The sequence below is a fragment of the Streptomyces sp. NPDC033174 genome, assembly GCF_055577795.1.
The window spans coordinates 360,992-380,702 of record NZ_JBVIPQ010000001.1 but is presented as its reverse complement, the minus strand read 5'-3'; the positions used below and the strand labels follow the sequence as shown (position 1 = coordinate 380,702).

23 protein-coding genes and 1 riboswitch are annotated in these 19,711 nt (G+C 72.0%); of the genes, 13 read left to right on the top strand and 10 right to left on the bottom strand.

Going from position 1 to position 19,711, the window contains the following annotated elements; translation table 11 throughout:
- Positions 1–43: 43 nt before the first annotated feature.
- The 4 genes from gvpJ to ACZ5VC_RS01775 are packed head-to-tail and all read left to right on the top strand — an operon-like array spanning position 44 to position 1,995.
- Positions 44–472, top strand: a complete 429-nt coding sequence (gene gvpJ / locus ACZ5VC_RS01790) for a gas vesicle protein GvpJ (protein WP_469118905.1) — start codon at positions 44–46, stop codon at positions 470–472.
- A complete protein-coding gene (locus tag ACZ5VC_RS01785; RefSeq protein WP_469118149.1) occupies positions 469–1,374 on the top strand; it encodes a GvpL/GvpF family gas vesicle protein in 906 nt (301 codons plus the stop codon). Before gvpJ ends, ACZ5VC_RS01785 begins: the two co-directional genes overlap by 4 nt.
- Positions 1,371–1,586, top strand: a complete 216-nt coding sequence (locus ACZ5VC_RS01780; RefSeq protein WP_469118148.1) for a gas vesicle protein — start codon at positions 1,371–1,373, stop codon at positions 1,584–1,586. Before ACZ5VC_RS01785 ends, ACZ5VC_RS01780 begins: the two co-directional genes overlap by 4 nt.
- Positions 1,576–1,995 carry a gas vesicle protein K gene (locus tag ACZ5VC_RS01775; protein ID WP_468704994.1) on the top strand — a complete coding sequence of 140 codons (420 nt, stop codon included), beginning with the start codon at positions 1,576–1,578 and terminating at the stop codon, positions 1,993–1,995. Before ACZ5VC_RS01780 ends, ACZ5VC_RS01775 begins: the two co-directional genes overlap by 11 nt.
- A gap of 22 nt (positions 1,996–2,017) precedes the next feature.
- Here ACZ5VC_RS01775 and ACZ5VC_RS01770 read toward each other — a convergent pair whose 3' ends face one another.
- Both ACZ5VC_RS01770 and ACZ5VC_RS01765 read right to left on the bottom strand, forming a co-directional pair.
- Positions 2,018–3,919, bottom strand: coding sequence for an anthranilate synthase family protein (locus ACZ5VC_RS01770; RefSeq protein WP_469118147.1), 1,902 nt, complete (start codon positions 3,917–3,919; stop codon positions 2,018–2,020).
- A gap of 92 nt (positions 3,920–4,011) precedes the next feature.
- A complete protein-coding gene (locus ACZ5VC_RS01765) occupies positions 4,012–4,077 on the bottom strand; it encodes a trp operon leader peptide (RefSeq protein ID WP_469118904.1) in 66 nt (21 codons plus the stop codon).
- Between the two features lie 95 nt (positions 4,078–4,172).
- Between ACZ5VC_RS01765 and ACZ5VC_RS01760 the strand changes: the two genes are divergently transcribed.
- Both ACZ5VC_RS01760 and ACZ5VC_RS01755 read left to right on the top strand, forming a co-directional pair.
- Complete coding sequence (locus tag ACZ5VC_RS01760; RefSeq protein ID WP_469118146.1) at positions 4,173–5,525, top strand: class II 3-deoxy-7-phosphoheptulonate synthase; 1,353 nt, start codon at positions 4,173–4,175, stop codon at positions 5,523–5,525.
- Between the two features lie 142 nt (positions 5,526–5,667).
- Complete coding sequence (locus tag ACZ5VC_RS01755) at positions 5,668–5,946, top strand: (2Fe-2S)-binding protein (RefSeq protein WP_469118145.1); 279 nt, start codon at positions 5,668–5,670, stop codon at positions 5,944–5,946.
- Here ACZ5VC_RS01755 and bfr read toward each other — a convergent pair whose 3' ends face one another.
- A complete protein-coding gene (bfr, locus tag ACZ5VC_RS01750; protein WP_469118144.1) occupies positions 5,947–6,426 on the bottom strand; it encodes a bacterioferritin in 480 nt (159 codons plus the stop codon).
- A gap of 155 nt (positions 6,427–6,581) precedes the next feature.
- Here bfr and ACZ5VC_RS01745 point away from each other — a divergent pair, with 155 nt between their 5' ends.
- Positions 6,582–7,214, top strand: a complete 633-nt coding sequence (locus tag ACZ5VC_RS01745; protein WP_469118903.1) for a sulfite oxidase-like oxidoreductase — start codon at positions 6,582–6,584, stop codon at positions 7,212–7,214.
- 34 nt (positions 7,215–7,248) lie between these two features.
- Here ACZ5VC_RS01745 and ACZ5VC_RS01740 read toward each other — a convergent pair whose 3' ends face one another.
- The 6 genes from ACZ5VC_RS01740 to thiO all read right to left on the bottom strand — a co-directional run bounded on the left by ACZ5VC_RS01740 (position 7,249) and on the right by thiO (position 13,077).
- Positions 7,249–7,809 (bottom strand): DUF4396 domain-containing protein, encoded by a 561-nt coding sequence (locus ACZ5VC_RS01740; RefSeq protein WP_469118143.1) that lies wholly within the window; start codon positions 7,807–7,809, stop codon positions 7,249–7,251.
- A 77-nt stretch (positions 7,810–7,886) separates the two neighbouring features.
- The gene (locus ACZ5VC_RS01735) at positions 7,887–8,741 is read right to left on the bottom strand and encodes a deoxyribonuclease IV (RefSeq protein ID WP_469118142.1); all 855 of its coding nucleotides are present in this window, start codon (positions 8,739–8,741) and stop codon (positions 7,887–7,889) included.
- Between the two features lie 6 nt (positions 8,742–8,747).
- Entirely contained in the window at positions 8,748–10,760 is a 2,013-nt protein-coding gene (gene pknB / locus ACZ5VC_RS01730; protein ID WP_469118141.1) for a Stk1 family PASTA domain-containing Ser/Thr kinase, read from the bottom strand.
- A 113-nt stretch (positions 10,761–10,873) separates the two neighbouring features.
- Positions 10,874–11,668, bottom strand: coding sequence for a thiazole synthase (locus ACZ5VC_RS01725; RefSeq protein ID WP_469118140.1), 795 nt, complete (start codon positions 11,666–11,668; stop codon positions 10,874–10,876).
- A 3-nt stretch (positions 11,669–11,671) separates the two neighbouring features.
- Positions 11,672–11,902 (bottom strand): sulfur carrier protein ThiS, encoded by a 231-nt coding sequence (gene thiS, locus ACZ5VC_RS01720; protein ID WP_469118139.1) that lies wholly within the window; start codon positions 11,900–11,902, stop codon positions 11,672–11,674.
- The gene (gene thiO / locus ACZ5VC_RS01715) at positions 11,899–13,077 is read right to left on the bottom strand and encodes a glycine oxidase ThiO (RefSeq protein WP_469118138.1); all 1,179 of its coding nucleotides are present in this window, start codon (positions 13,075–13,077) and stop codon (positions 11,899–11,901) included. Before thiO ends, thiS begins: the two co-directional genes overlap by 4 nt.
- Positions 13,075–13,187: riboswitch (TPP riboswitch) on the bottom strand. (Overlaps the previous gene by 3 nt.)
- 51 nt (positions 13,188–13,238) lie before the next feature.
- Between thiO and ACZ5VC_RS01710 the strand changes: the two genes are divergently transcribed.
- The 6 genes from ACZ5VC_RS01710 to ACZ5VC_RS01685 all read left to right on the top strand — a co-directional run bounded on the left by ACZ5VC_RS01710 (position 13,239) and on the right by ACZ5VC_RS01685 (position 18,166).
- Complete coding sequence (locus tag ACZ5VC_RS01710; RefSeq protein WP_469118137.1) at positions 13,239–13,580, top strand: avidin-fold protein; 342 nt, start codon at positions 13,239–13,241, stop codon at positions 13,578–13,580.
- Positions 13,581–13,608: 28 nt separating this feature from the next.
- Positions 13,609–14,883: an NAD(P)/FAD-dependent oxidoreductase gene (locus ACZ5VC_RS01705; protein ID WP_469118136.1), complete on the top strand. Its 1,275-nt coding sequence runs from the start codon at positions 13,609–13,611 to the stop codon at positions 14,881–14,883.
- A 155-nt stretch (positions 14,884–15,038) separates the two neighbouring features.
- Positions 15,039–15,404 (top strand): Rv2175c family DNA-binding protein, encoded by a 366-nt coding sequence (locus ACZ5VC_RS01700; RefSeq protein ID WP_468704966.1) that lies wholly within the window; start codon positions 15,039–15,041, stop codon positions 15,402–15,404.
- A gap of 143 nt (positions 15,405–15,547) precedes the next feature.
- Entirely contained in the window at positions 15,548–16,198 is a 651-nt protein-coding gene (gene thiE, locus ACZ5VC_RS01695) for a thiamine phosphate synthase (RefSeq protein WP_469118135.1), read from the top strand.
- 146 nt (positions 16,199–16,344) lie between these two features.
- Positions 16,345–17,262, top strand: a complete 918-nt coding sequence (gene metF / locus ACZ5VC_RS01690) for a methylenetetrahydrofolate reductase [NAD(P)H] (RefSeq protein WP_469118134.1) — start codon at positions 16,345–16,347, stop codon at positions 17,260–17,262.
- 52 nt (positions 17,263–17,314) lie between these two features.
- Positions 17,315–18,166, top strand: a complete 852-nt coding sequence (locus ACZ5VC_RS01685) for a hypothetical protein (RefSeq protein ID WP_469118133.1) — start codon at positions 17,315–17,317, stop codon at positions 18,164–18,166.
- A 59-nt stretch (positions 18,167–18,225) separates the two neighbouring features.
- Here the strand turns inward: ACZ5VC_RS01685 and ACZ5VC_RS01680 are convergent, their stop codons facing one another.
- Positions 18,226–19,707, bottom strand: coding sequence for a phytoene desaturase family protein (locus ACZ5VC_RS01680; RefSeq protein WP_469118132.1), 1,482 nt, complete (start codon positions 19,705–19,707; stop codon positions 18,226–18,228).
- Positions 19,708–19,711: the final 4 nt, after the last annotated feature.

Sequence of the window (19,711 nt, the reverse complement as noted above, 5' to 3'; positions counted from 1 at the left end):
CTCATGCCGTGAGACGAGGAAGGTCCCCATCGTGACGGAGCCCATGTCCAACCGCTACGGTTCCCTGCCCTCCCGCGCCGGCTACCCCCAGGGGTCGTCCGCCAACCTCGCGGACATCCTCGAACGCGTCCTGGACAAGGGCATCGTCATCGCCGGCGACATCCGCATCAACCTCCTCGACATCGAGCTGTTGACCATCAAACTGCGCATCCTGATCGCGTCGGTCGACAAGGCCAAGGAGATGGGCATCGACTGGTGGGAGTACGACCGCTCCCTCTCCTCCCGGCACAGCGGCGACCCGCTCGCCGAGGAGAACCGCCGTCTGCGCGCCGAGCTGGAGGAGCTGCGCCGCGACCGGCTCGACGCCGGCCGGTCCACCGGCGGGCGCGCCAGGGACGCGGTGGAGCGGCCCGTCGAGGAGGCGGAGGGTGAGGAACCCGGCGAAGGCACCGGGCGGAGGCGCCCCCGATGAACGGCCAGGATCCGCGGAGCCTCACCTATGTGTACGCCGTCGCCGCGCGTACGCCCGAACTCGGGAAGCTCGTCGCCGCTCTGCGTGGCGTCGCCGACGCTCCGGTCGCCGTCCTTTCCCCAGACGCACCCGATACCCCCGACGCACCCGATACCCCCGACAACGCGTCCGGCACGGCGAGGGCGAACCCGCCCGCCTTCGTGACGAGCCAGGTGCCCTTCGCCGACTGGCGCGAGGAGTCCCTCAAGGCGAGATTCGAGGACATCGAGTGGCTCGAGGCCACCGCCCGCGCCCACCACGAAGTCATCCAGGCCCTCGCCGACGCCATGACCGTGCTGCCCCTGCGCATGGCCACCGTCTACCAGGACACCGACCGTGCGCTGGAAGCCCTCTCCGCCGAACAGGAGACGTTCACCGAGCGGCTCGCCCTGCTCGACGGGCGGACCGAGTACGGCGTCAAGATCTATGTCCGCCCCGCAGCTGCCGATCGCGCGGACCCCGGCCCCTTCGGAGACGAGCCCGCGCCCGTCAGCCCCGGCAAGGCGTACCTCCGGGCCCGCAGGGAACAGCACCACGCGCGCGAGGACCACTACCGCCAGGCCCAGGAGGCGACCGACCGCATCGCCGACATCGCCGCCCGGTACGCGGACCAGCGCGTACGGCACCCGCCCCAGAGCGGGGCGCTCGCGGGCGGCGACGCCGACGACCGGGACGAGAACGTGGTCAACGACGCCTATCTGGTGGCGGACGAGCACGCGGCCGGTTTCCGGGCCGCCCTGAACGAGGCTGCCGACTCCCTGCCCGGGATCCGTATCGAGGTCACCGGCCCGTGGGCCCCCTACTCCTTCGCCATGCCGCCCCCGGAGCCGACCACCCCGGCCGAGCGGGAGCCGGAGCGATGAGTGTCACCGACCGCGACCCCGCCCTGCCCGGGCGTCAGGTGGCCCTCGTCGACCTCCTGGACCGGCTGCTGGCCGGCGGGGTCGTCCTCACCGGCGACATCGTCCTGTCGGTCGCCGACATCGACCTCGTACGGATCTCCCTGCGCGCCCTCATCACCTCCGTCACACCCCCCGCGGAACCACCCCGGGCCGGTGAGCGGCATGACGGGTGACCGGCCGGCCCCCGGGGACCGCCGCCGGCCACCCCCTCCGGGCGGCGAACTGGACGACGTCGGCGACACGATGGCGGCCGCCTTCAGGCTGCTCCAGGCACCTCCCCCCGCCCCGGGCGAGCCGCCGGCCCCCGCGCACCGGCTCCGCTCGGACCACGAGAAGGTGGGGGAGGACCTGCTCAAACTCGTCCTCACCGTGGTGGAACTGCTGCGTCAGCTCATCGAACGGCAGGCCCTGCGCCGGGTCGACGCCGGCGGCCTCACCGACGAGCAGGAGGAGGAGCTCGGAGCCACCCTGCTCGCCCTGCACGACCGCATGTCCGAGCTGTGCGCCGAGCACGGCTACGCCCTGGAGGACCTGAATCTCGATCTGGGCCCCCTGGGCCCCCTCCTGCCGCCGGCGGACTGACCCGGATCCGGTGGCCGCGCCTTCAGACCAGGACGCCGGCCAGCAGGTCCGCCACCACCGTCGCGCCGTCCAGCGTCAGCACGGACTCGGGGTGGAACTGGACCCCGGCGAACCCGGGGCCCCGCAGCGCGTGCACCTCGTCCGTCGCCGGGTCACGGCTGACCTCGACGCCGCGCAGGGCCAGCTCGGCCGCCGTCTCCTCGTCGCAGCGGGCCGTGAAGCTGTTGTAGAAGCCGACGGTCTCCTCGCGGCCGAACAGGTCGATCCGCACCTGCGCCCCCTGGAACGGTGTCCGCTTGCGCACGATCGGCAGCCCCAGCTCGGCGGCGATCAGCTCATGACCGAGGCAGACGCCGAGCAGGCGCCTGGCCCGGCCCTGGACGAGGTCCGCGGTGAGGGCGCGCAGGAAACGCATCTTCGGGTCGGCGGCATCGCCCGGATCGCCCGGGCCCGGCCCCAGGACCACCGGCCCCGGGTGGGTGAGCGCCGCCTCCCGCAGCCCCGGCTCGTCGTAGCGGCGGACCGTGACCTCCAGGCCCGAGGAGCGCAGCAGATGGGCGAGCATCGCCGTGAAGGTGTCCTCGCCGTCGACGACCAGCGCATGGCCGGCGAGATCGGCCGACCGCGTCTGCATCTTCAGCCAGAACGGCGCGAGGTCGGCCCGGCGGGCGTCCAGCGCGGCCCGCACCCGTGGGTCGTCCGCGAGCCGGGGCCGTCCGGATCCCCCCTCCGGCCGCCCCGCCCCTTCCGCGCCCCGCCGTGGCGGCAGGACCCCCAGCGCCGTCAGCACCCCCGCCGCCTTGGTATGAGTCTCGGCGACCTCGCCGGCCGGGTCGGAGTGGCGGACCAGCGTGGCGCCGACCGGGACGCGCAGCCGCCCGGCGGCGTCGATGTCGGCGGTACGGATCAGGATGGGGGAGTCGAGCGTCTGGGTACCGCCCGAGTCCGTCCCGAGGAGCGCCAGCGCACCCGCGTAGTACCCGCGGCCGCCGACCTCATGGCGTTCGATGACCCGGCAGGCGTTCTGCACCGGCGAGCCGGTGACCGTCGCCGCGAACATGGTCTCCCGCAGGATCTCCCGTACGTCGAGGGTGGAGCGGCCCCGCAGCTCGTACTCGGTGTGGGCGAGGTGCGCCATCTCCTTGAGCCGCGGCCCGACGACCACCCCGCCCATGTCGCCGACCGTGCACATCATCTTGAGCTCCTCGTCGACGACCATGGAGAGCTCCTCGGTCTCCTTGCGGTCGGCGAGGAAGGCCAGCAGGTCGTCGGGGGTGGGGCCGCCGGCCGGGTAGCGGTAGGTCCCGCTGATCGGGTTCATCACCACGGTGCCGCCCGCCGTCCGCACATGGACCTCGGGGCTCGCGCCGACCAGGGTGCGCTCGCCGGTGTGGACGACGAAGGTCCAGTACGCGCCGCGCTCCCCGGAGAGGAGCCTGCGGAAGAGCGCCAGCGCGTCGGCGCGGCCGAAGCCGGGGATGTCCCCGGTGTAGGTCCGCCGGATCACGAAGTTCGCGCCCTCACCGCTGCCGATCTCCTCGTCGACGACCCGGCGCACGATTCCCGCGTACGCGTCGTCGTCGACGTCGAAGCCGCCGCCCTCGACCCGCACGTCGTGGGCGGGCAGCCGGTCGAGCGCCTCGGCCAGCGGCAGCTCGTACGTCTCGTCGGCGACCAGGACCGACAGCGGAGTGCCGTCGTCGCGTACGTCGAAGCCGCGTTCCCTGATCTGCCGGAACGGCACCAGCGCCAGCGACGGCAGCTCACCGACGGGCAGGTCGGCCAGCCGCTCGGCCTCGTGCACCGGGCCGATCAGGACCTCGACGGTGTCGTGGTCCCGGCCGGGCGTGCGCCTGCGGAGCAGGGCGAAGGGAGGGCTGGAGTCGTCCAGGAGCCGGGTGAGATCCAGCTGCGGGGTGTCCATGCGATGTGTTCCTTCCGAGTGGGAGGAACGGCCCCGTGAAACGGAAGAAGGCCGCCCCTCGGGCGGCCTTCGCGTGTTCGTGTACGCGCCAGTCAGTGGGCCGCCGGATGAGCGGTCCACCACCAGTTCTGGGTCATCTGGGTCTGCTGCGCGAACATGCGGCGAACCCTACCCCACAGCCGCCTCTGGGACAGCCGTCTCATCTGCTGAGCGGACGAATGGGCGGAACGAAAGACCCCGTAAGGTGTTACAGGTGACCGTGAACGCTAAGACCACCGCAACCGGTGGCAACACCTGGCGAGACCTTCCCGCGGCGCAGCAGCCCGAGTACCCCGATGCCGAGGCTCTGCGCGATGTGATCGCGGACCTCGAGTCGTATCCGCCGCTCGTCTTCGCGGGCGAGTGCGACCAGCTGCGCGCCCGGATGGGAGCCGTCGCCAAGGGCGAGGCGTTCCTCCTTCAGGGTGGCGACTGCGCCGAGGCCTTCGACGCCGTTTCCGCCGATCACATCCGGGCCAAGCTCAAGACCCTCCTTCAGATGAGCGCCGTCCTGACGTACGCGGCCTCCGTGCCCGTCGTCAAGGTCGGCCGCATCGCCGGCCAGTACTCGAAGCCCCGCTCCAAGGGCACCGAGACCCGCGACGGCGTGACCCTGCCCACCTACCGGGGTGACTCGGTCAACGGCTTCGACTTCACCGAGGCCGCCCGCATCCCGGACCCCGAGCGCCTGAAGCGGATGTACAACGCCTCCGCCTCGACGCTCAACCTGGTGCGCGCCTTCACCACCGGCGGCTACGCCGACCTGCGTCAGGTGCACGCCTGGAACCAGGACTTCGTGAAGTCGTCCCCCTCCGGCCAGCGCTACGAGCAGCTGGCCCGCGAGATCGACAACGCGCTGAACTTCATGAAGGCCTGTGGCACCGACCCGGCCGAGTTCAAGGCTGTCGAGTTCTACGCCTCGCACGAGGCGCTGCTGCTCGACTACGAGGGCGCGCTGACCCGCACCGACTCGCGCACCGGCAAGCTGTACGACACCTCCGGCCACATGGTCTGGATCGGTGAGCGCACGCGCCAGCTGGACCACGCGCACATCGAGTTCGCCTCGCGGATCGCCAACCCGATCGGCATCAAGCTCGGCCCGACGACGTCGGTCGACGAGGCGCTCACCTACATCGACCGGCTGGACCCGGACCGCGAGCCGGGCCGGCTGACCTTCATCGTCCGCATGGGCGCCGACAAGGTCCGGGACAAGCTCCCGGAGCTGGTCGAGAAGGTCACCGCCTCCGGCGCGGTCGTCGCCTGGGTGACCGACCCGATGCACGGCAACACCTTCGAGGCGGCCTCGGGCCACAAGACCCGCCGCTTCGACGACGTGCTCGACGAGGTCAAGGGCTTCTTCGAGGTCCACAAGGGCCTGGGCACCCACCCGGGCGGCATCCACGTCGAGCTGACCGGTGACGACGTCACGGAGTGCGTGGGCGGCGGCGACGAGATCTTCGTCGACGATCTGCACCAGCGCTACGAGACCGCCTGCGACCCGCGCCTCAACCGCAGCCAGTCGCTGGACCTGGCGTTCCTGGTGGCGGAGATGTACCGCGATCAGTAAGGACGTTCCTACGACGAGGGGGCGCGGATCCATGTGATCCGCGCCCCATCGTCGTATCCGGGGCTTTTCGGGGCCCGGGGTGCCAGGTAAGGTTAGGTTCACCTTATCGATCACGCTCTGATCCCGGCGGGAGGTGAACCGCGTGTACGTCTGCTCGTGCTTCGGTGTCACCGAGAAGCAGGTCCAGCAGCACGCCGACGCGGGCGCCTGTACGCCCCGCCAGATCGCGTCCGCCTGCAAGGCCGGCACCGACTGCGGCGGCTGCGTACGCCGGATCCAGGCCATCCTCGGCCGGGGCAACTGCCCGCGGCGTGATCTCGTGGACCAGGGGAAGCCGGCGCTCGCCGAACTCGCCGCGGACCCGCAGGCGGGCCCGGGAGCCGGGCCGTACGCGGCGCCGCGGCTCTCCGAAGCGGCCTGATCAGCTCTCCGGCTGCTCGATCAGCTGGGCGATGTAGAGGGCTTCACCGAGCTTCTCGACCAGCTCCAGTTGCGTGTCGAGATAGTCGATGTGGTGCTCCTCGTCCGCGAGGATCGACTCGAAGATGTTCGCCGAGGTGATGTCGCCCTTGGCCCGCATGACCTCGATGCCCCGCTTGAGCCGGTCGATCGCCTCGACCTCGACCTGCCGGTCCGCCTGGAACATCTCGGTGACCGTCTGGCCGATGCGGACGTGGAAGAGCCGCTGGTAGTTCGGCAGGCCGTCCAGGAAGAGGATCCGGTCGGTCAGGACCTCCGCGTGCTTCATCTCGTCGAACGACTCGGCGCGCGTGTACTTGGCGAGCTTCGTCCAGCCGAAGTTCTCCTGCATCTTCGCGTGCAGGAAGTACTGGTTGATCGCGGTCAATTCGGCGGTCAGCTGCTCGTTGAGGAACTCGATGACCTCGGGGTCGCCCTGCATCGCAGAGGCTCCTTCCGCGCGTATGACTGGGCAGGATGGCCGCATCCTCGCACCGGGGGTGGGTGGCGTCCAGTAAGTGCATGCTTAGTAGGAGTTGCCCCGATCCTGTAGGTCCTGGTCATGACCACCCCTCGCAGTCTGTCACCATGGATGACATGGGTCAGCCGGAGAGCGGGGAACGCCGGACAGCAGGGCAGTCGGAGCTTCCGCCGGGGCAGCGGCTGCAGCGTGGCTGGCCCGTCACCCACTACGGCCCGGTCCCCAAGTTCAAGCCGGATCGCTGGGAGTTCAGGGTCTTCGGCGCCACGGCGGACGGCGACAAGCGGTGCTGGAACCATGAGGAGTTCTCGGCTCTGCCGTTCTCCACGGTCGTGGCCGATCTGCACTGCGTCACGAAGTTCAGCATGGTGGGGGCCGAATGGGGCGGGGTGCCCGCCCGTACGCTCCTGGAGCTCGCCCCGCCGGCGCCCACGGTCACCCATGTGATGGTCTGGGCCGAGTACGGCTTCAGCGCCAATCTGCGGCTCTCCGACTTCGCTTCGGACCGCACGATTTTCGCCACCCACAAGGACGGTGAACTGCTCACCGCCGAACACGGCTTCCCGCTGCGGCTCGTCGTGCCGCATCTGTACGCCTGGAAGGGGCCCAAGTGGGTCCGGGGCGTGGAGTACATGACCGCCGACCGCCGCGGCTTCTGGGAGGAGCGCGGCTATCACAACATCGGCGACCCCTGGACCGAGCAGCGTTACTCCTATCAGGAGGAGCCGGGGGACGGCCCGGAGCTGTAGTGCCGCTCGTATCCCCTGCGGGTATCAGTGGGGGTCAGTGGTACTGGTGGACCACCGCGTGGCCCTTGCCGCGGCCGATCATCCACTTGTTGACCGGGGTCGTGACGACGAAGGCCAGGGCGAGTGAGGAGATGAGCGCGCCCCAGAACAGGATGTCGGAGAGATGGGCGTCCATGGCGCCCGGCCACAGGGCGATCACGCCGTTGTCGATCAGTTCCATCACCGCGATGGAGAGCGTGTCGGCGGCGAGGGCGACCCGGAAGGCCGTCCTGAAGCCGACGCCCGCCTTGAGGACGCCGCGCAGGGTGAGCGCGTAACCGAAGAAGAAGGCCAGGATGATCGCGGTGATCATCGTGGGCAGGTTGCCCCAGCCGAGGGCGGTGCCGATCACCATGCCGAGGATCTCGCCCATGGCGCAGCCGGTGAGGCAGTGGAGGGTGGCCTGGGCGGCCATGGACCAGCTGACCTCGCCGCCGCCGTGCTGGTGGTGGGCGTGGCCCTCGTGACCGTGCCCCTCGTGACCATGGCCCTCGTGACCGTGTGCGTGGTGCCCTTCGTGGCCGACGTGGCCGACGTGGCCGGCGTCGTGCTGCATGGCTCCCCCAATGTCCGGTAGCGGTTCCTGGCTACATCAGAAACCGTATACCCCCTGGGGGTATTCCTCAAGGAATTTCAGCCATCACGGAGCGCCTTCAGCCGCTTCACGTCCGACGCGTGGCCCTCCTTCCCGCCGGGCGTCTCGATGATCAGCGGAACCCCCTCCGTCGCGGGGTGGCGCATCAGCTCACGGAACGGCTCTTCGCCGATGTGGCCCGAGCCGATGTTCTCGTGGCGGTCCTTGTGCGCGCCCACGACGTCCTTGGAGTCATTCGCGTGTATCAGTTTCAGCCGTCCCTCGCCCACGGTCTCCACCAGCAGATCGAGGGTCTGTGTCATCCCGTGCGGCCCGGCCAGATCGTGCCCGGCTGCGAATATGTGACAGGTGTCCAGGCAGACGCCCAGCTTCGGATGCCGGTCGAGCGCCTCGAAGTACGGTCCGAAATCCCAGGTCCGCGAGCACAGCGAGAACCCCTGCCCGGCCGTCGACTCCAGGAGCAGGAAAGGGTCGTCGTCGTGGGTCAGCTCGTCGAGGAGCGGCAGCATCCGCTCCCGTACCTGCGCCAGTGCCACCTCGCGCGACCGGCCGCCGGTCGCCGAACCGGTGTGGACGACCACACCCAGCGCGCCGATCTCCCGGGCGCGCCGCAGCGAGTGGCGCATCGAGTCCACGGACCGGTCGGCGGTGGCCTCGGTGTGCGAGCCGAAGTTGATCAGATACGGGGCGTGGACGTACGCCGCTATGCCCTCGGCGGCGCAGGCGGCCCGGAATTTCTCGTCCTGATCCGGGTTGCCGGCCGGGGTGGCCCAGCCGCGCGGGTTGGCGACGAAGACCTGGACGGTCTCGGCGCCCAGCTCGCGGGCGTAGGTGAGGCCGGTCGAGGCGAGGCCGCCGGCCACGGGGACATGGCCGCCGACGGGGTTGCGCATGAGTTCTCAGAGTCCCTTGGTCTCGATGGTGATCGTGCTGCCCTCGGGGGCCTCGCCGCCGCCGTCCACCGACTGGCTCGACACGGTGTCGCCGAGGAACGGGAAGCTCTTCTCGACCTTCACCTCGAAGCCCTTGGCCTTGAGCGCGGCCGTGGCCTCGTCCACCTTCTGGCCGGTCACATCGGGGACCTCGACCATCCGAGGGCCCTTGGAGACGGTCAGGGTGATCGTGTCGCCCTTGGCGGCCCGGCTGCCGTCGGCCAGGGACTGGTTGGCGACCGTGCCCGCGTCCTGGGGGGAGTGGACCTGCCCGGCGGCCACCTTCACGGTCAGGCCGAGCTCCTGAAGCGTGCTCGTGGCCTCGGCGACGGAGTCCCCGGTCACGTCCGGGACGTCGACGGGCGCGCCCTTGCTGACGACCAGGGCGACCGCGGAGTCGGGGCTGCGCTCGGTGCCGGGCTTCGGATCCGTGCTGATCACGGCGTTCCGCGGGATGTCCACGCTGAACGCGGTGGTGACGACGCCCGGGGCGAGCCCGGCCCTGGCCAGTTCGCGCCTGGCCTCGTCGAGGGGGGTGCCCTTGAGGTCGGGAACCTTCACGATGTGCGGGCCGCGGGAGAGCGTGAGCCTCACCGAGCCGTTGCCCCGGATACGGGAGCCGGGGGCCGGGTCGGTGCCCATGACGGTGCCGCGGGTGTACGTCTCGCTGAACGCGCGCTCGACCCCGGCCACGTCGAGGCCGGCGGCGGTGAGGCGCGCGGTGGCCTTGGCCTCCGTCTGCCCGAGCACCGCCGGGACCCGGGTGAACTGGCCGGAGTTGATGTACCAGACGCCGGAGCCGACGCCGAGGACCAGCAGCACGGCGGAGATCACGGCGAGAACGCCGCGTCGGGGCGCGGCGAGCGCGCGCCGGGTGCGCGGGCGCGGCGGCTCCGGCGGAGGCATCACGAGCCGGGCGGTGTGGTGCACGCCGTCCTGGCCCTGCCCGGCGGGCAGGACCCGGGGACTCACACTCGTCCGATCCTCGGGATCGCTGTCCCGCAGCTCGGACGCCGTCACGGCCGAGGGCGCCCGGTCGGAGGCGGCTTGGGACGCGGCCCCGGACGTGCCTCCGGGCACGGCCCCGGTCGCGGACCCGGCCCGGGCCCGCGGCGGCGTCAGGTCCAGCTGCTCGTCCCCGAGCGCGGCACGGGCCTCCCGCGCCTGGGCCAGGAGCGCCACGGCGTCGTGCGGCCGGATCTCCGGATTGCGTGCCGTGGCGCTCGCCACCAGTTCGTCGAGCTCGACGGCGAGGCCGGGGACGGCGGCCGACGGGGCGGGCACATCGGCGTTGAGGTGCTGGTAGAGAACCTGTGCCGGGGTCTCGCCGGCATGCGGCTTGGCGCCCGTCAGCATCTCGTACAGCACCACGCCGGAGGCGTACACGTCGACGCGGGTGTCCGCGGTGCCGTTCTCGATCTGCTCGGGGGCGAGGTAGGAGACGGTGCCCAGCAGAGCGCCGGTCGAGCTGGTCACGGAGCCCACGGCCCGTACGAGACCGAAGTCGGCGACCTTCACGCGGCCGTCGTCCCCGATCAGCACGTTCTCCGGCTTCATGTCGCGGTGGACGAACCCGGCGCGGTGCGCCGCCCCGAGCGCGGCGAGCACCGGCTCCAGAATGTCCAGCGCCGCCCTGGGCTGCAGGGCGCCCCGCTCGCGCAGGACGTCGCGCAGGGTGCACCCGGCCACGTACTCCATGGCGAGGTACACATACGCACCGTCGGCGCCCTGGTCGAAGACGCCGACGACATTGGGGTGCGAGAGCCGCGCGACGGACTTCGCCTCGCGGATGAACCGCTCGACGAAGGACGCGTCGGTGGCGAGCGCCGGGTGCATCACCTTGAGGGCGAGGACCCGGTCGAGCCGGGTGTCCACGGCCCGGTAGACCGTGGCCATACCGCCGACGGCGATACGCGCGTCGACGCGATAGCGGCCGTCGAGCAGCTGCCCGACGAGGGGGTCCTGAAGGGTCGTGTCCACGGAGGTGAGTTTACGAGCCGCCGCCGACACCCCGGACGCCCCGGCGGAAACGGGGGCCGTACCGCAGCCGAGCTGTGACAGTCGGCGGGTGCGGCGGGCCCCCGCCCGCGGGGTCAGAACGCCGGGCGCTCCGGGTCCAGGGCCGCCCGGCCCTCGACCGGGGACGAGGCCTCCGCGAAGTGGCGGCGCGGGATCCGGCCCGCCCGGTGCGCCAGCCGGCCGGCCTCCACGGCGTGCCGCATCGCCTCCGCCATCAGGACCGGCTCCTGCGCCCGCGTCACCGCCGACGCGAGCATCACCGCCGCGCAGCCCAGCTCCATCGCGAGCGCCGCGTCAGAGGCCGTCCCGGCGCCCGCGTCCAGGATCACCGGCACGCGCGCGTGCTCCACGATGAGCTGGAAATTGTGCGGGTTGCGGATGCCCAGGCCGGAGCCGATAGGCGAACCCAGCGGCATGATCGCGGCGCAGCCCACGTCCTCCAGCTTCCGCGCCAGGACCGGGTCGTCGTTGGTGTACGGCAGGACGGTGAAACCGTCGTCCACCAGGGTCTCCGCCGCGTCGAGCAGTTCGATCGGATCCGGCAGGAGGGTCCGCTCGTCGGCGACCACCTCCAGCTTGATCCAGTCCGTGCCGAGGGCCTCGCGGGCCAGCCGCGCGGTCAGGACGGCCTCGCCCGCGGTGAAACAGCCCGCGGTGTTCGGCAGGACCCGGATGCCGAGCCCGGTGAGGACGGACAGCACCGAGCCCTGGACCGTCGGGTCGAGCCGGCGCATCGCGACGGTGGTGAGCTCGGTGCCGCTCGCGACCAGGGACCGTTCCAGTACGTCGAGGCTCGGCGCCCCGCCGGTCCCCATGATCAGCCGGGACGAGAAGGTGGTGTCGCCGAGGGTGAACAGATCGTCGGCCATGGTTCAGCCTCCCTGGACCGCGGTGAGGACCTCGACCCGGTCGCCCTCGCCCACCACGGTGCCGGACCACTGGCCGCGCGGGACGACCGTCTCGTTGACGGCGGCGGCGACGCCGGACGGCGCGGTGGTGAGGGTCGCGACGAGGGTGTCGAGGGTGGTCGGCCCGGACAGTTCACGTGCTTCGCCGTTCACGGATACGCGCACGGTCGTGGACGCGTTCACGGGCTCGCTCATGCGGGCTGCTCCTGGGGTACGCGGGCGAATCGGTGCGGGGTGAAGGCGCTCGCCTCGTCCGGCAGCACGCCCGTGACCAGCAGCTCGGCCATGACGTCACCGGTGACGGGCGTCAGCAGGACCCCGTTGCGGTAGTGCCCGGTGGCCAGCAGCAGGCCCGGCAGGGCGGTGGGGCCGAGCAGGGGCGCGTTGTCCGGGGATCCCGGACGGAGACCCGCCCGGGTCTCGGTCAGCGGCAGTTCCGTGATGCCCGGCACCAGCTCGTGCGCGTCGCGCAGCAGCTCGTACACGCCGCCGGCCGTGACCGTGGTGTCCCAGCCGAGCTCCTCGCTCGTCGCGCCGACGACCAGCTCGCCGTTCTCGCGCGGCACCAGATAGACATGGCTGCCCCGGACGACGGCCCGGACGGTCCGGGAGAGGAACGGCGCGTAGGCGGGGGGAACGGTGAGCCGCAGTACCTGTCCCTTGACCGGCCGGACCGGCGGCAGGACGTCGGCCGGCACTCCCGCGAACCGTCCGCTCAGGCTGCCCCCGGCGAGGACGACCTGGTCGGCGGCGAGTTCCGTGCCGTCGGCGAGGACGGCACCGGCGGCCCGGTCCCGTACCACCGAGAGCCGGTCCGCCCAGGCGCGGTGGAAGACGACCCCGGCCCGCTCGCACGCGGTCACCAGGGCCGCCGCGAGCCGCCGGGGATCGATCTGGTGGTCCCCGTCGACCCGCAGGCCGCCGCGCACACCGGGGGCCAGCATCGGCTCCAGACGGCGGCACTCCCGGCCGGTGAGCCACTGCGACTCCAGACCGGAGCGCCGTTGCAGCGCGTGCAACTCGCGCAGATGGGCCCGGTCGTCGGAGTCCAGGGCGACGGCGAGGGTGCCGCACGCGCGGTAGCCCGTGTCATGACCGGTGGCCTCTTCGAGTTCGGCCACGAAGTCGGGGTAGCGGCGCGCGGAGGCGAGATTGAGGCCGAGCAGGGTTTCCTCGCCGTAGTGGAGCTCGGTGACGGCGGCGAGCATGCCCGCCGCGACCTGGGCGGCGCCGCCGCCGGGCTCCGGGTCGGCCAGGGCCGTGCCCAGCCCCCGCCGCGCCGCGCGCCAGGCCGTGACCAGACCGATGATTCCGCCCCCGACGACGAGAACGTCGGTTCCCGTGGCGGATGGGCTCGTACGTGGATGCATGGGCGTCCAGCCCCTCCCTTCGCCGGCATGACCCGGATCAGGTTCGTACGGTCGGAGGCCGGCCAGCCTCCCTCTCAGCCCGGTACGTCCGGGCTCCCGCGAGTGCTCTTCGTCGGTCAGACTAACCTCCTCCTCCAACGCGCTGTAAGGGAGCCTTCACTGTGGCCCGCTCGCTCGACGGACTCGTTCTCGCCCCGGTCGCCGACCAGGCCCCCGGTCAGGTGGGGACGCGGACCCGGTTCACGTACCACGAACAGGACGGCCGGATCTGGGCCGAGTACGCCGGAGGGGACGTGGTCCGGGGCCATCTCGTGGGCACCCGCGCGGGGGACCGGCTGGACTTCCGGTACGTCCAGTTGAAGCAGGACGGATCCACTTCTTCCGGGCATTGCGTCTCCGTGGTGTCGGAGCTCGCGGACGGACGCGTCCGGCTGGACGAGACCTGGGAGTGGGAGTCCCAGGAGGGCACCGGCACCAGCGTGGTGGAGCAGCTACCTTCCTGACGTTCCGTCAGGTGCGTAAGGTGATCGGGTGAGCGAGCAGACGCAGAATCAGGCGCAGCACCGGACACCCGGCCAGGGACAGGCCGCACCCGGGCCGCGCGTCGTCATCGTCGGCGCCGGCATGGCCGGCGTCCAGACCGCCGTCGCCCTGCGCGAACAGGGCTTCACCGGCGCGATCACCCTCATCGGCGCGGAGCCGCACCAGCCCTACGACAGGCCGCCCCTGTCCAAGGCGGTCCTGCTCGGCAAGGCCGAGGGGTCCGCCTTCGACGTCGACTTCGAGGCCCTCGGGGTGGAGCTGCGCCTCGGCCTCGAAGTCACCGGGCTGCGCCCGGCCGCGCGCGAGGTGGACACCGAGGCCGGACCCGTCCCGTACGACATGCTGGTCGTCGCGACCGGCGCCGAGCCCATCACCCTGCCCGGGTCCGAGGGCGTCCCCGGAGTCCATCTGCTGCGCACCCTCGACGACGCCGAGCGGCTGCGGCCGGTCCTCGAGCGGCAGCACGACATCGTGGTCGTCGGCGCGGGCTGGATCGGCGCCGAGTTCGCCACCGCGGCACGGGACGCGGGCTGCGCCGTCACCGTCGTCGAAGCCGCCGAGCGGCCGCTCGCGGGTGCGCTGCCCGCGGAGGTCGCCGCCCCGATGGCCGACTGGTACGGAGAGAGCGGCGCCGAACTCCTCACCCGCGCGCGGGTCTCCCGCGTCGAACCCGGCGAGGTCGCCCTCGAGGACGGCCGGCTCCTCCCGGCCGGCGCCGTGGTCGTCGGCATCGGCGCACGGCCCGCCACCGGCTGGCTGGCCGGGTCCGGTGTGGAAACAGGCCCGGACGGCTCCATCACCGCCGACAACCGGCTGCGCACCTCGGTCCCCGGGGTGTACGCGGTCGGCGACTGCGCTTCCTTCCCGTCCGCCCGCTACGGCGAGCGGCTGCTGGTGCACCACTGGGACAACGCCCTGCAGGGCCCGCGGGTGGTCGCGGCCGGCATTCTCGGCGAGACGGCCCGGACCCCGCAGCCCCCGCAGCTCTACGACCCCGTTCCGTACTTCTGGTCCGAGCAGTTCGGCCGCTTCGTGCAGTACGCCGGGCACCACCCGGCCGCCGACACCCTGGTGTGGCGCGGCGACCCGGCCGCCCCCTCCTGGGCGGTGGTCTGGCTGCGGGAGGGTGCGCTGGTGGCGCTGCTCGCCGTCGGCAGGCCGCGTGACCTGACCCAGGGCCGCAAGCTCATCGAGGCGGGCGCGCGGCTGGATCCGGCGCTGGCCGCCGACCCGGCCGTGGCCCTCAAGTCCGCGGCGGTCTGAGGGGCCTCCCGGGACGCGGCCGGTGCCGAGACGGCCCGCTTCTTCTCGGCACCGGGAGGACGGCGTCGCCGCAACGGCGGTGTCCCGTCACCCACCCAGGCTCCTGAAGTGGGGCCCGACTACCCACTGTCAGTCCGGGATGGCACGCTTGTCCCGTGACCGAGATTGACGCAAAGACCGATGCTCTCGTCCCCGCCTGGCTCTACCTCCCCGACATCGCGGAACTCCTCGATGTCGAGGTGACGCGCGTGCGGCAGCTGGTCAAGGAGGGCCAGCTGATCGCCGTGCGCCGCGGTGAGAACAGGGCGCTCCAGGTGCCTGCCGCCTTCATCAAGGACGGCAAGGTCGTGAAGGGTCTCAGCGGGACCCTCACGCTCCTGAAGGACGACGGCTTCACCGACGAAGAGATGCTGGAGTGGCTCTTCACTCCCGATCCGACCCTGCCGGGCACCCCCGCGCAGGCGCTCAGCGAGAATCGCGGCACGGAGGTGAAGCGCCGCGCCCAGGCGCTCGCCGTCTGACGACGCGCTGATGAGGCGCCGGCCCGGAGGCACCGATGCCGGGCCGGCATCACGCCGGCGTTCCGCATGACACCGACACAGGTGGTGTGCGGGCCGGGGAAACCCGCTCCGCGCACCACCGCACCACACGGGGGGAACACCTCATGCCCACGCCTCGCGCGCTGCTGTCCGACGCCCGGCTCTATCTGTGCACGGACGCCCGCAAGCGGCAGGGGGACCTCCCCGAGTTCCTCGATGCCGTCCTCTCCTCCGGCGTGGACATAGTCCAGCTGCGTGACAAGGGCATGGAGGCCGGTGAGGAGCTCGAGCACCTCGCCGTGTTCGCCGACGCCTGCCGCCGGCACGGCACGCTGCTCGCCGTGAACGACCGGGCGGACGTGGCCCATGCGATCGGCTCCGGCGTCCTGCACCTGGGCCAGGGCGATCTGCCCGTCCCGGCCGCGCGCGCGATCCTCGGTGAAGAGGTGCTGATGGGCCGCTCGACCCACGCCGAGGCGGAGGTGGACGCGGCGGTCGCCGAGCCGGGCGTGGACTACTTCTGCACGGGCCCCTGCTGGCCCACCCCGACCAAGCCCGGCAGGTACGCGCCCGGCCTGGATCTCGTGCGCTACACCGCCTCCCTGGACCAGGACCGGCCCTGGTTCGCGATCGGCGGCATCGACGCGGGCAATCTCGACGAGGTGCTGGACGCCGGCGCCCGCAGGATCGTCGTCGTGCGGGCCATCACCGAGGCCGACGATCCGGCGGCGGCGACGGCCCTGCTGGCCAAGCGGATCCGCGAACGCTCGGCCTGACCGCCGTCCACATCGTGGACGGATCAGGTCCTTTTCGGGGGTAGCTGTCCAGGAAAGTGTCCGCACTGTGGACGGCAAACCGGCGAATCGGGTCAAATCGCCCTGCTCCGGTTGGGTGACGGGCACACCCTGGCTAACCTGCGGGTATGGCCCTTGGCACAGCTTCGACCAGGACGGATCGCGCACGCACCGTGCGCGACCTGCTCGCGACCGGCAAAACGTCGTACTCCTTCGAGTTCTGGGCGCCCAAGACCGAGAAGGGTGAGCGGAACCTCTGGAACGCGTTGCGCCGGGTCGAGGCCGTGGCCCCGAGCTTCGTCTCCGTGACCTATGGAGCGGGCGGCTCGACCCGCGCCGGCACGGTGAAGGCGACCGAGCAGATCGCCGCCGACACCACCCTCACCCCGGTCGCCCACCTCACCGCCGTCAATCACTCCATCGCCGAACTGCGCAACATGATCGGCCAGTACGCGGACGCCGGGATCCGGAACATCCTTGCCGTCCGCGGCGACCCGCCCGGCGACCCGATGGGCGACTGGATCAAGCACCCGGAGGGCGTCACCTACGCCGCCGAGCTCGTCCAGCTGATCAAGGAGTCCGGCGACTTCTGTGTCGGCGTCGCGGCCTTCCCCGAGATGCACCCGCGTTCCAGCGACTGGGACTCGGACGTCAAGCACTTCGTGGACAAGTGTCGCGCGGGCGCCGACTACGCGATCACGCAGATGTTCTTCCGCCCCGAGGACTATCTGCGGTTGCGTGACAGCGTCACCGAGGCCGGCTGCGAGACCCCGATCATCCCCGAGATCATGCCCGTGACCAGCGTGAAGCAGCTGGAGCGATTCCGGGAGCTGAGCAACGCCTCCTTCCCCGCCGAGCTGAAAGACCGCATCCTCGCCGTCGAGGACGATCCCGCCGCTGTACGCTCCATTGGCATCGAGTTCGCGACGGAGTTCTGCGCACGGCTGCTGTCCGAGGGTGTCCCCGGTCTGCACTTCATCACGCTCAACAACTCCACGGCGACGCTCGAGATCTACGAGAATCTCGGACTGCACAAGCAGTCGTGACCGGTCGTACCCGCCCCCACCCGGGCCGGACGGCCGTTGGGGAGGGGCGGGCATGGGCTGGACGGTCCTCTACATCGCGTTCGGAATCGTCGCGCTGTGGCTGCTCGGTGAGGTGCTGCTGCAGTACAAGGCACGTCTGCGCTGGCGGTTGCTCGCCTTCACGGGATTCCTGGGGGTCGTCCTCGGCGTCCTCCTGCCATCCGTCCTGGTGATCGTCGTGGGGGCGATCGCCTTCGCGGTCGGCCAGACGTACGTCACGCTCTCCTTCAGGCGCGGCTTCTCCACCGGCTGGGCGCTCGGCGGCAGCCCCGGAGCCAGCCGCCGGCGCCGATCCGGCGCCCCGGCCAAGGCGGCCGGTCCGAGCCTCGAGGTCACCGACCTCTCCTACGAGCCCGTGGAGCCGGAGTCGTCCCCCGCGGAGACCACCGCGATCTACGAGCCGCAGCCGCTGCCCGACGACACAGGGCAGTACGGCGTCTACGACGACTCCGCCTACCGGCAGCAGGGCCAGGACCAGGACGGGCGGGTTTCGGCGGACGGCCAGGGCTCGTACGACAGCTACCTGCCCGGCTATGAACAGCCCGCCGGGCAGGACGCGTACGCCGCCGCCTACGACTACGGGACCGGCGGGCCGCAGTACGCCGCCTACTCCGACCCGTACATCGGCCCCACCCCGGACAGCGCGCAGTACACCTCGTACGACTACGGCACCGGGCAGCAGCAGTACGCGGGTTACGCCGATCCGTACGGCGCGTCCTACGCCTACGAGACACCGCCCGGCGGGGTGTGGGTGCCCCAGCAGCGCGACGGCGAGCAGCAGGCCGCGCCGCCCATGCCCCAGGAACAGCCCTCGCCCTACGGCTACGACCCCGGCCTCGGCGACCAGCAGCAGTACCGGTACTGACGGCCCCGGTCGCCCCGGTCCCGGGCGCTACCGAGAGGGCCCGGGGGCTGGGGGAGGGGCTACTGCGAGCCGCGGAAGTCCGCGCCCTCGACGATCAGCCCGGAGACCAGCGCACCCGACATCCCGCTGTGCGCCAGCCCGCCGCCCGGATGCGCCCAGCCGCCCGCGAAATACAGGCCCGGCAGCGGGGAGACATTCGCGGCGGGCAGCAGCGCACCACCGGCGCCCGCCAGCGCCGGACCGGGGACCTCGGCCGCCCCCGTCTCGCGGAGGGTGTCCTGGGGGGTCCGTATCTCCCGCCACAGCAGCCGGTCCCGCAGCCCGGGGACGGCGCGCGACGCGGCCTCCACCATCCGGTCGGCGAACGCCTCCATCCCCTCACCGGCCGCCGCCGTCGCCACGGTCGCCGTGACCGTCACCGCCTCGTGTCGGTCGTCGGGACGCAGCCGCTCGTCGTCGGGGCGCAGCACCACCACGGTCGGCCGTTCGCAGAGCACGCCCCCGGCGAGCGCGGCCAGTTCCCCGGCGCGGTCGGCGGAATGGACCACCGTGCGGTGGGCCGTGCCGGCCGGCCGCGCGCCGCTGAGCGCCAGCAGGAGAGTGACCCGCCCGGTCCGCCCGCCGGGCCGCCCGCGTTCCCGGACGCCCTCGCTCCCGGTGGGGAGGACACGGTCGCGGTAGAGGGCGGGCACCGGCGCGCCCGCGACCACATGGTCCGCCTCGATCAGTGCTCCGCCGTTCACCTCCACACCTGCCGCGCGGCCGTCCTTCTCCGGCACACCGGTCACCTCGGAGCCGAAGACGAACTCGACCTTCCGGGCCCGGCACCGCTCGTACACGGCGTCCGCCAGCGCCCGCATCCCGCCGCGCACGTACCAGGAGCCGAAGGTCTGCTCCATGTACGGCAGGACGGCGGCGGAGGCCGGGACGGTCGCCGGGTCGAAGCCGTACGCCAGCGCGTATCCGTCCAGGAGGGCGGCCAGCCGGGGATCACGCAGTTCGCGCCTGCCGACATCGGCGAGCGTCGAGGCGGAACGGCGCAACAGCCCCGCCTTCAGTGCCGGGTACGGCTCGCGCCCGAGCGGCGAGGGATCGGCCGGCTGAGGCTCTTCGAGCAGCGGGCGCCGCGTGCGGTCCCACGCCTCCCGGGCCCGGCCCAGGAACTCGCCCCAGCGCTCGCCCGCGCCGCCCCCCAGCGCCGCGTCGAGGGCGGCGACGACACCGGCCCGCGACGCGTTCGGCAGCGACACCTCCGTGCCGTCGCCGAAGACATGACGGCTCGCCGGATCAACCTGGACCAGCTCCACGCTGCGCTCCAGCGGTTCCTTGCCGGTCTTGACGAACAGGTCGCGGTAGACGGCCGGGAGGTGCAGCAGACCGGGACCGGTGTCGAACGCGAACCCGTCGCGCTCGAACCGGCCGAGCGAGCCGCCGTACGTCTCCGCGCGTTCGTACACCGTCACCCGGTGGCCTGCCACGGCCAGCCGGGCAGCCGCCGCCAACGCGCCCATCCCGGCGCCGATCACCGCAATCCGTGCCATGTCA

Excerpts from the sequence above, each read along its gene's own strand:
- ACZ5VC_RS01735 (WP_469118142.1), bottom strand. The coding sequence starts at position 8,741 with ATGCGCAACCCCGTCGGCGGCCATGTCCCCGTGGCCGGCGGCCTCGCC.
- metF (WP_469118134.1), top strand. The coding sequence starts at position 16,345 with ATGGCCCTTGGCACAGCTTCGACCAGGACGGATCGCGCACGCACCGTG.
- ACZ5VC_RS01785 (WP_469118149.1), top strand. The coding sequence starts at position 469 with ATGAACGGCCAGGATCCGCGGAGCCTCACCTATGTGTACGCCGTCGCC.
- thiS (WP_469118139.1), bottom strand. The coding sequence starts at position 11,902 with ATGAGCGAGCCCGTGAACGCGTCCACGACCGTGCGCGTATCCGTGAAC.
- ACZ5VC_RS01780 (WP_469118148.1), top strand. The coding sequence starts at position 1,371 with ATGAGTGTCACCGACCGCGACCCCGCCCTGCCCGGGCGTCAGGTGGCC.
- bfr (WP_469118144.1), bottom strand. The coding sequence starts at position 6,426 with ATGCAGGGCGACCCCGAGGTCATCGAGTTCCTCAACGAGCAGCTGACC.
- ACZ5VC_RS01725 (WP_469118140.1), bottom strand. The coding sequence starts at position 11,668 with ATGGCCGACGATCTGTTCACCCTCGGCGACACCACCTTCTCGTCCCGG.
- thiO (WP_469118138.1), bottom strand. The coding sequence starts at position 13,077 with ATGCATCCACGTACGAGCCCATCCGCCACGGGAACCGACGTTCTCGTC.
- ACZ5VC_RS01745 (WP_469118903.1), top strand. The coding sequence starts at position 6,582 with ATGGGTCAGCCGGAGAGCGGGGAACGCCGGACAGCAGGGCAGTCGGAG.
- ACZ5VC_RS01740 (WP_469118143.1), bottom strand. The coding sequence starts at position 7,809 with ATGCAGCACGACGCCGGCCACGTCGGCCACGTCGGCCACGAAGGGCAC.
- ACZ5VC_RS01775 (WP_468704994.1), top strand. The coding sequence starts at position 1,576 with ATGACGGGTGACCGGCCGGCCCCCGGGGACCGCCGCCGGCCACCCCCT.
- gvpJ (WP_469118905.1), top strand. The coding sequence starts at position 44 with ATGTCCAACCGCTACGGTTCCCTGCCCTCCCGCGCCGGCTACCCCCAG.
- ACZ5VC_RS01680 (WP_469118132.1), bottom strand. The coding sequence starts at position 19,707 with ATGGCACGGATTGCGGTGATCGGCGCCGGGATGGGCGCGTTGGCGGCG.
- ACZ5VC_RS01685 (WP_469118133.1), top strand. The coding sequence starts at position 17,315 with ATGGGCTGGACGGTCCTCTACATCGCGTTCGGAATCGTCGCGCTGTGG.
- ACZ5VC_RS01770 (WP_469118147.1), bottom strand. The coding sequence starts at position 3,919 with ATGGACACCCCGCAGCTGGATCTCACCCGGCTCCTGGACGACTCCAGC.
- thiE (WP_469118135.1), top strand. The coding sequence starts at position 15,548 with ATGCCCACGCCTCGCGCGCTGCTGTCCGACGCCCGGCTCTATCTGTGC.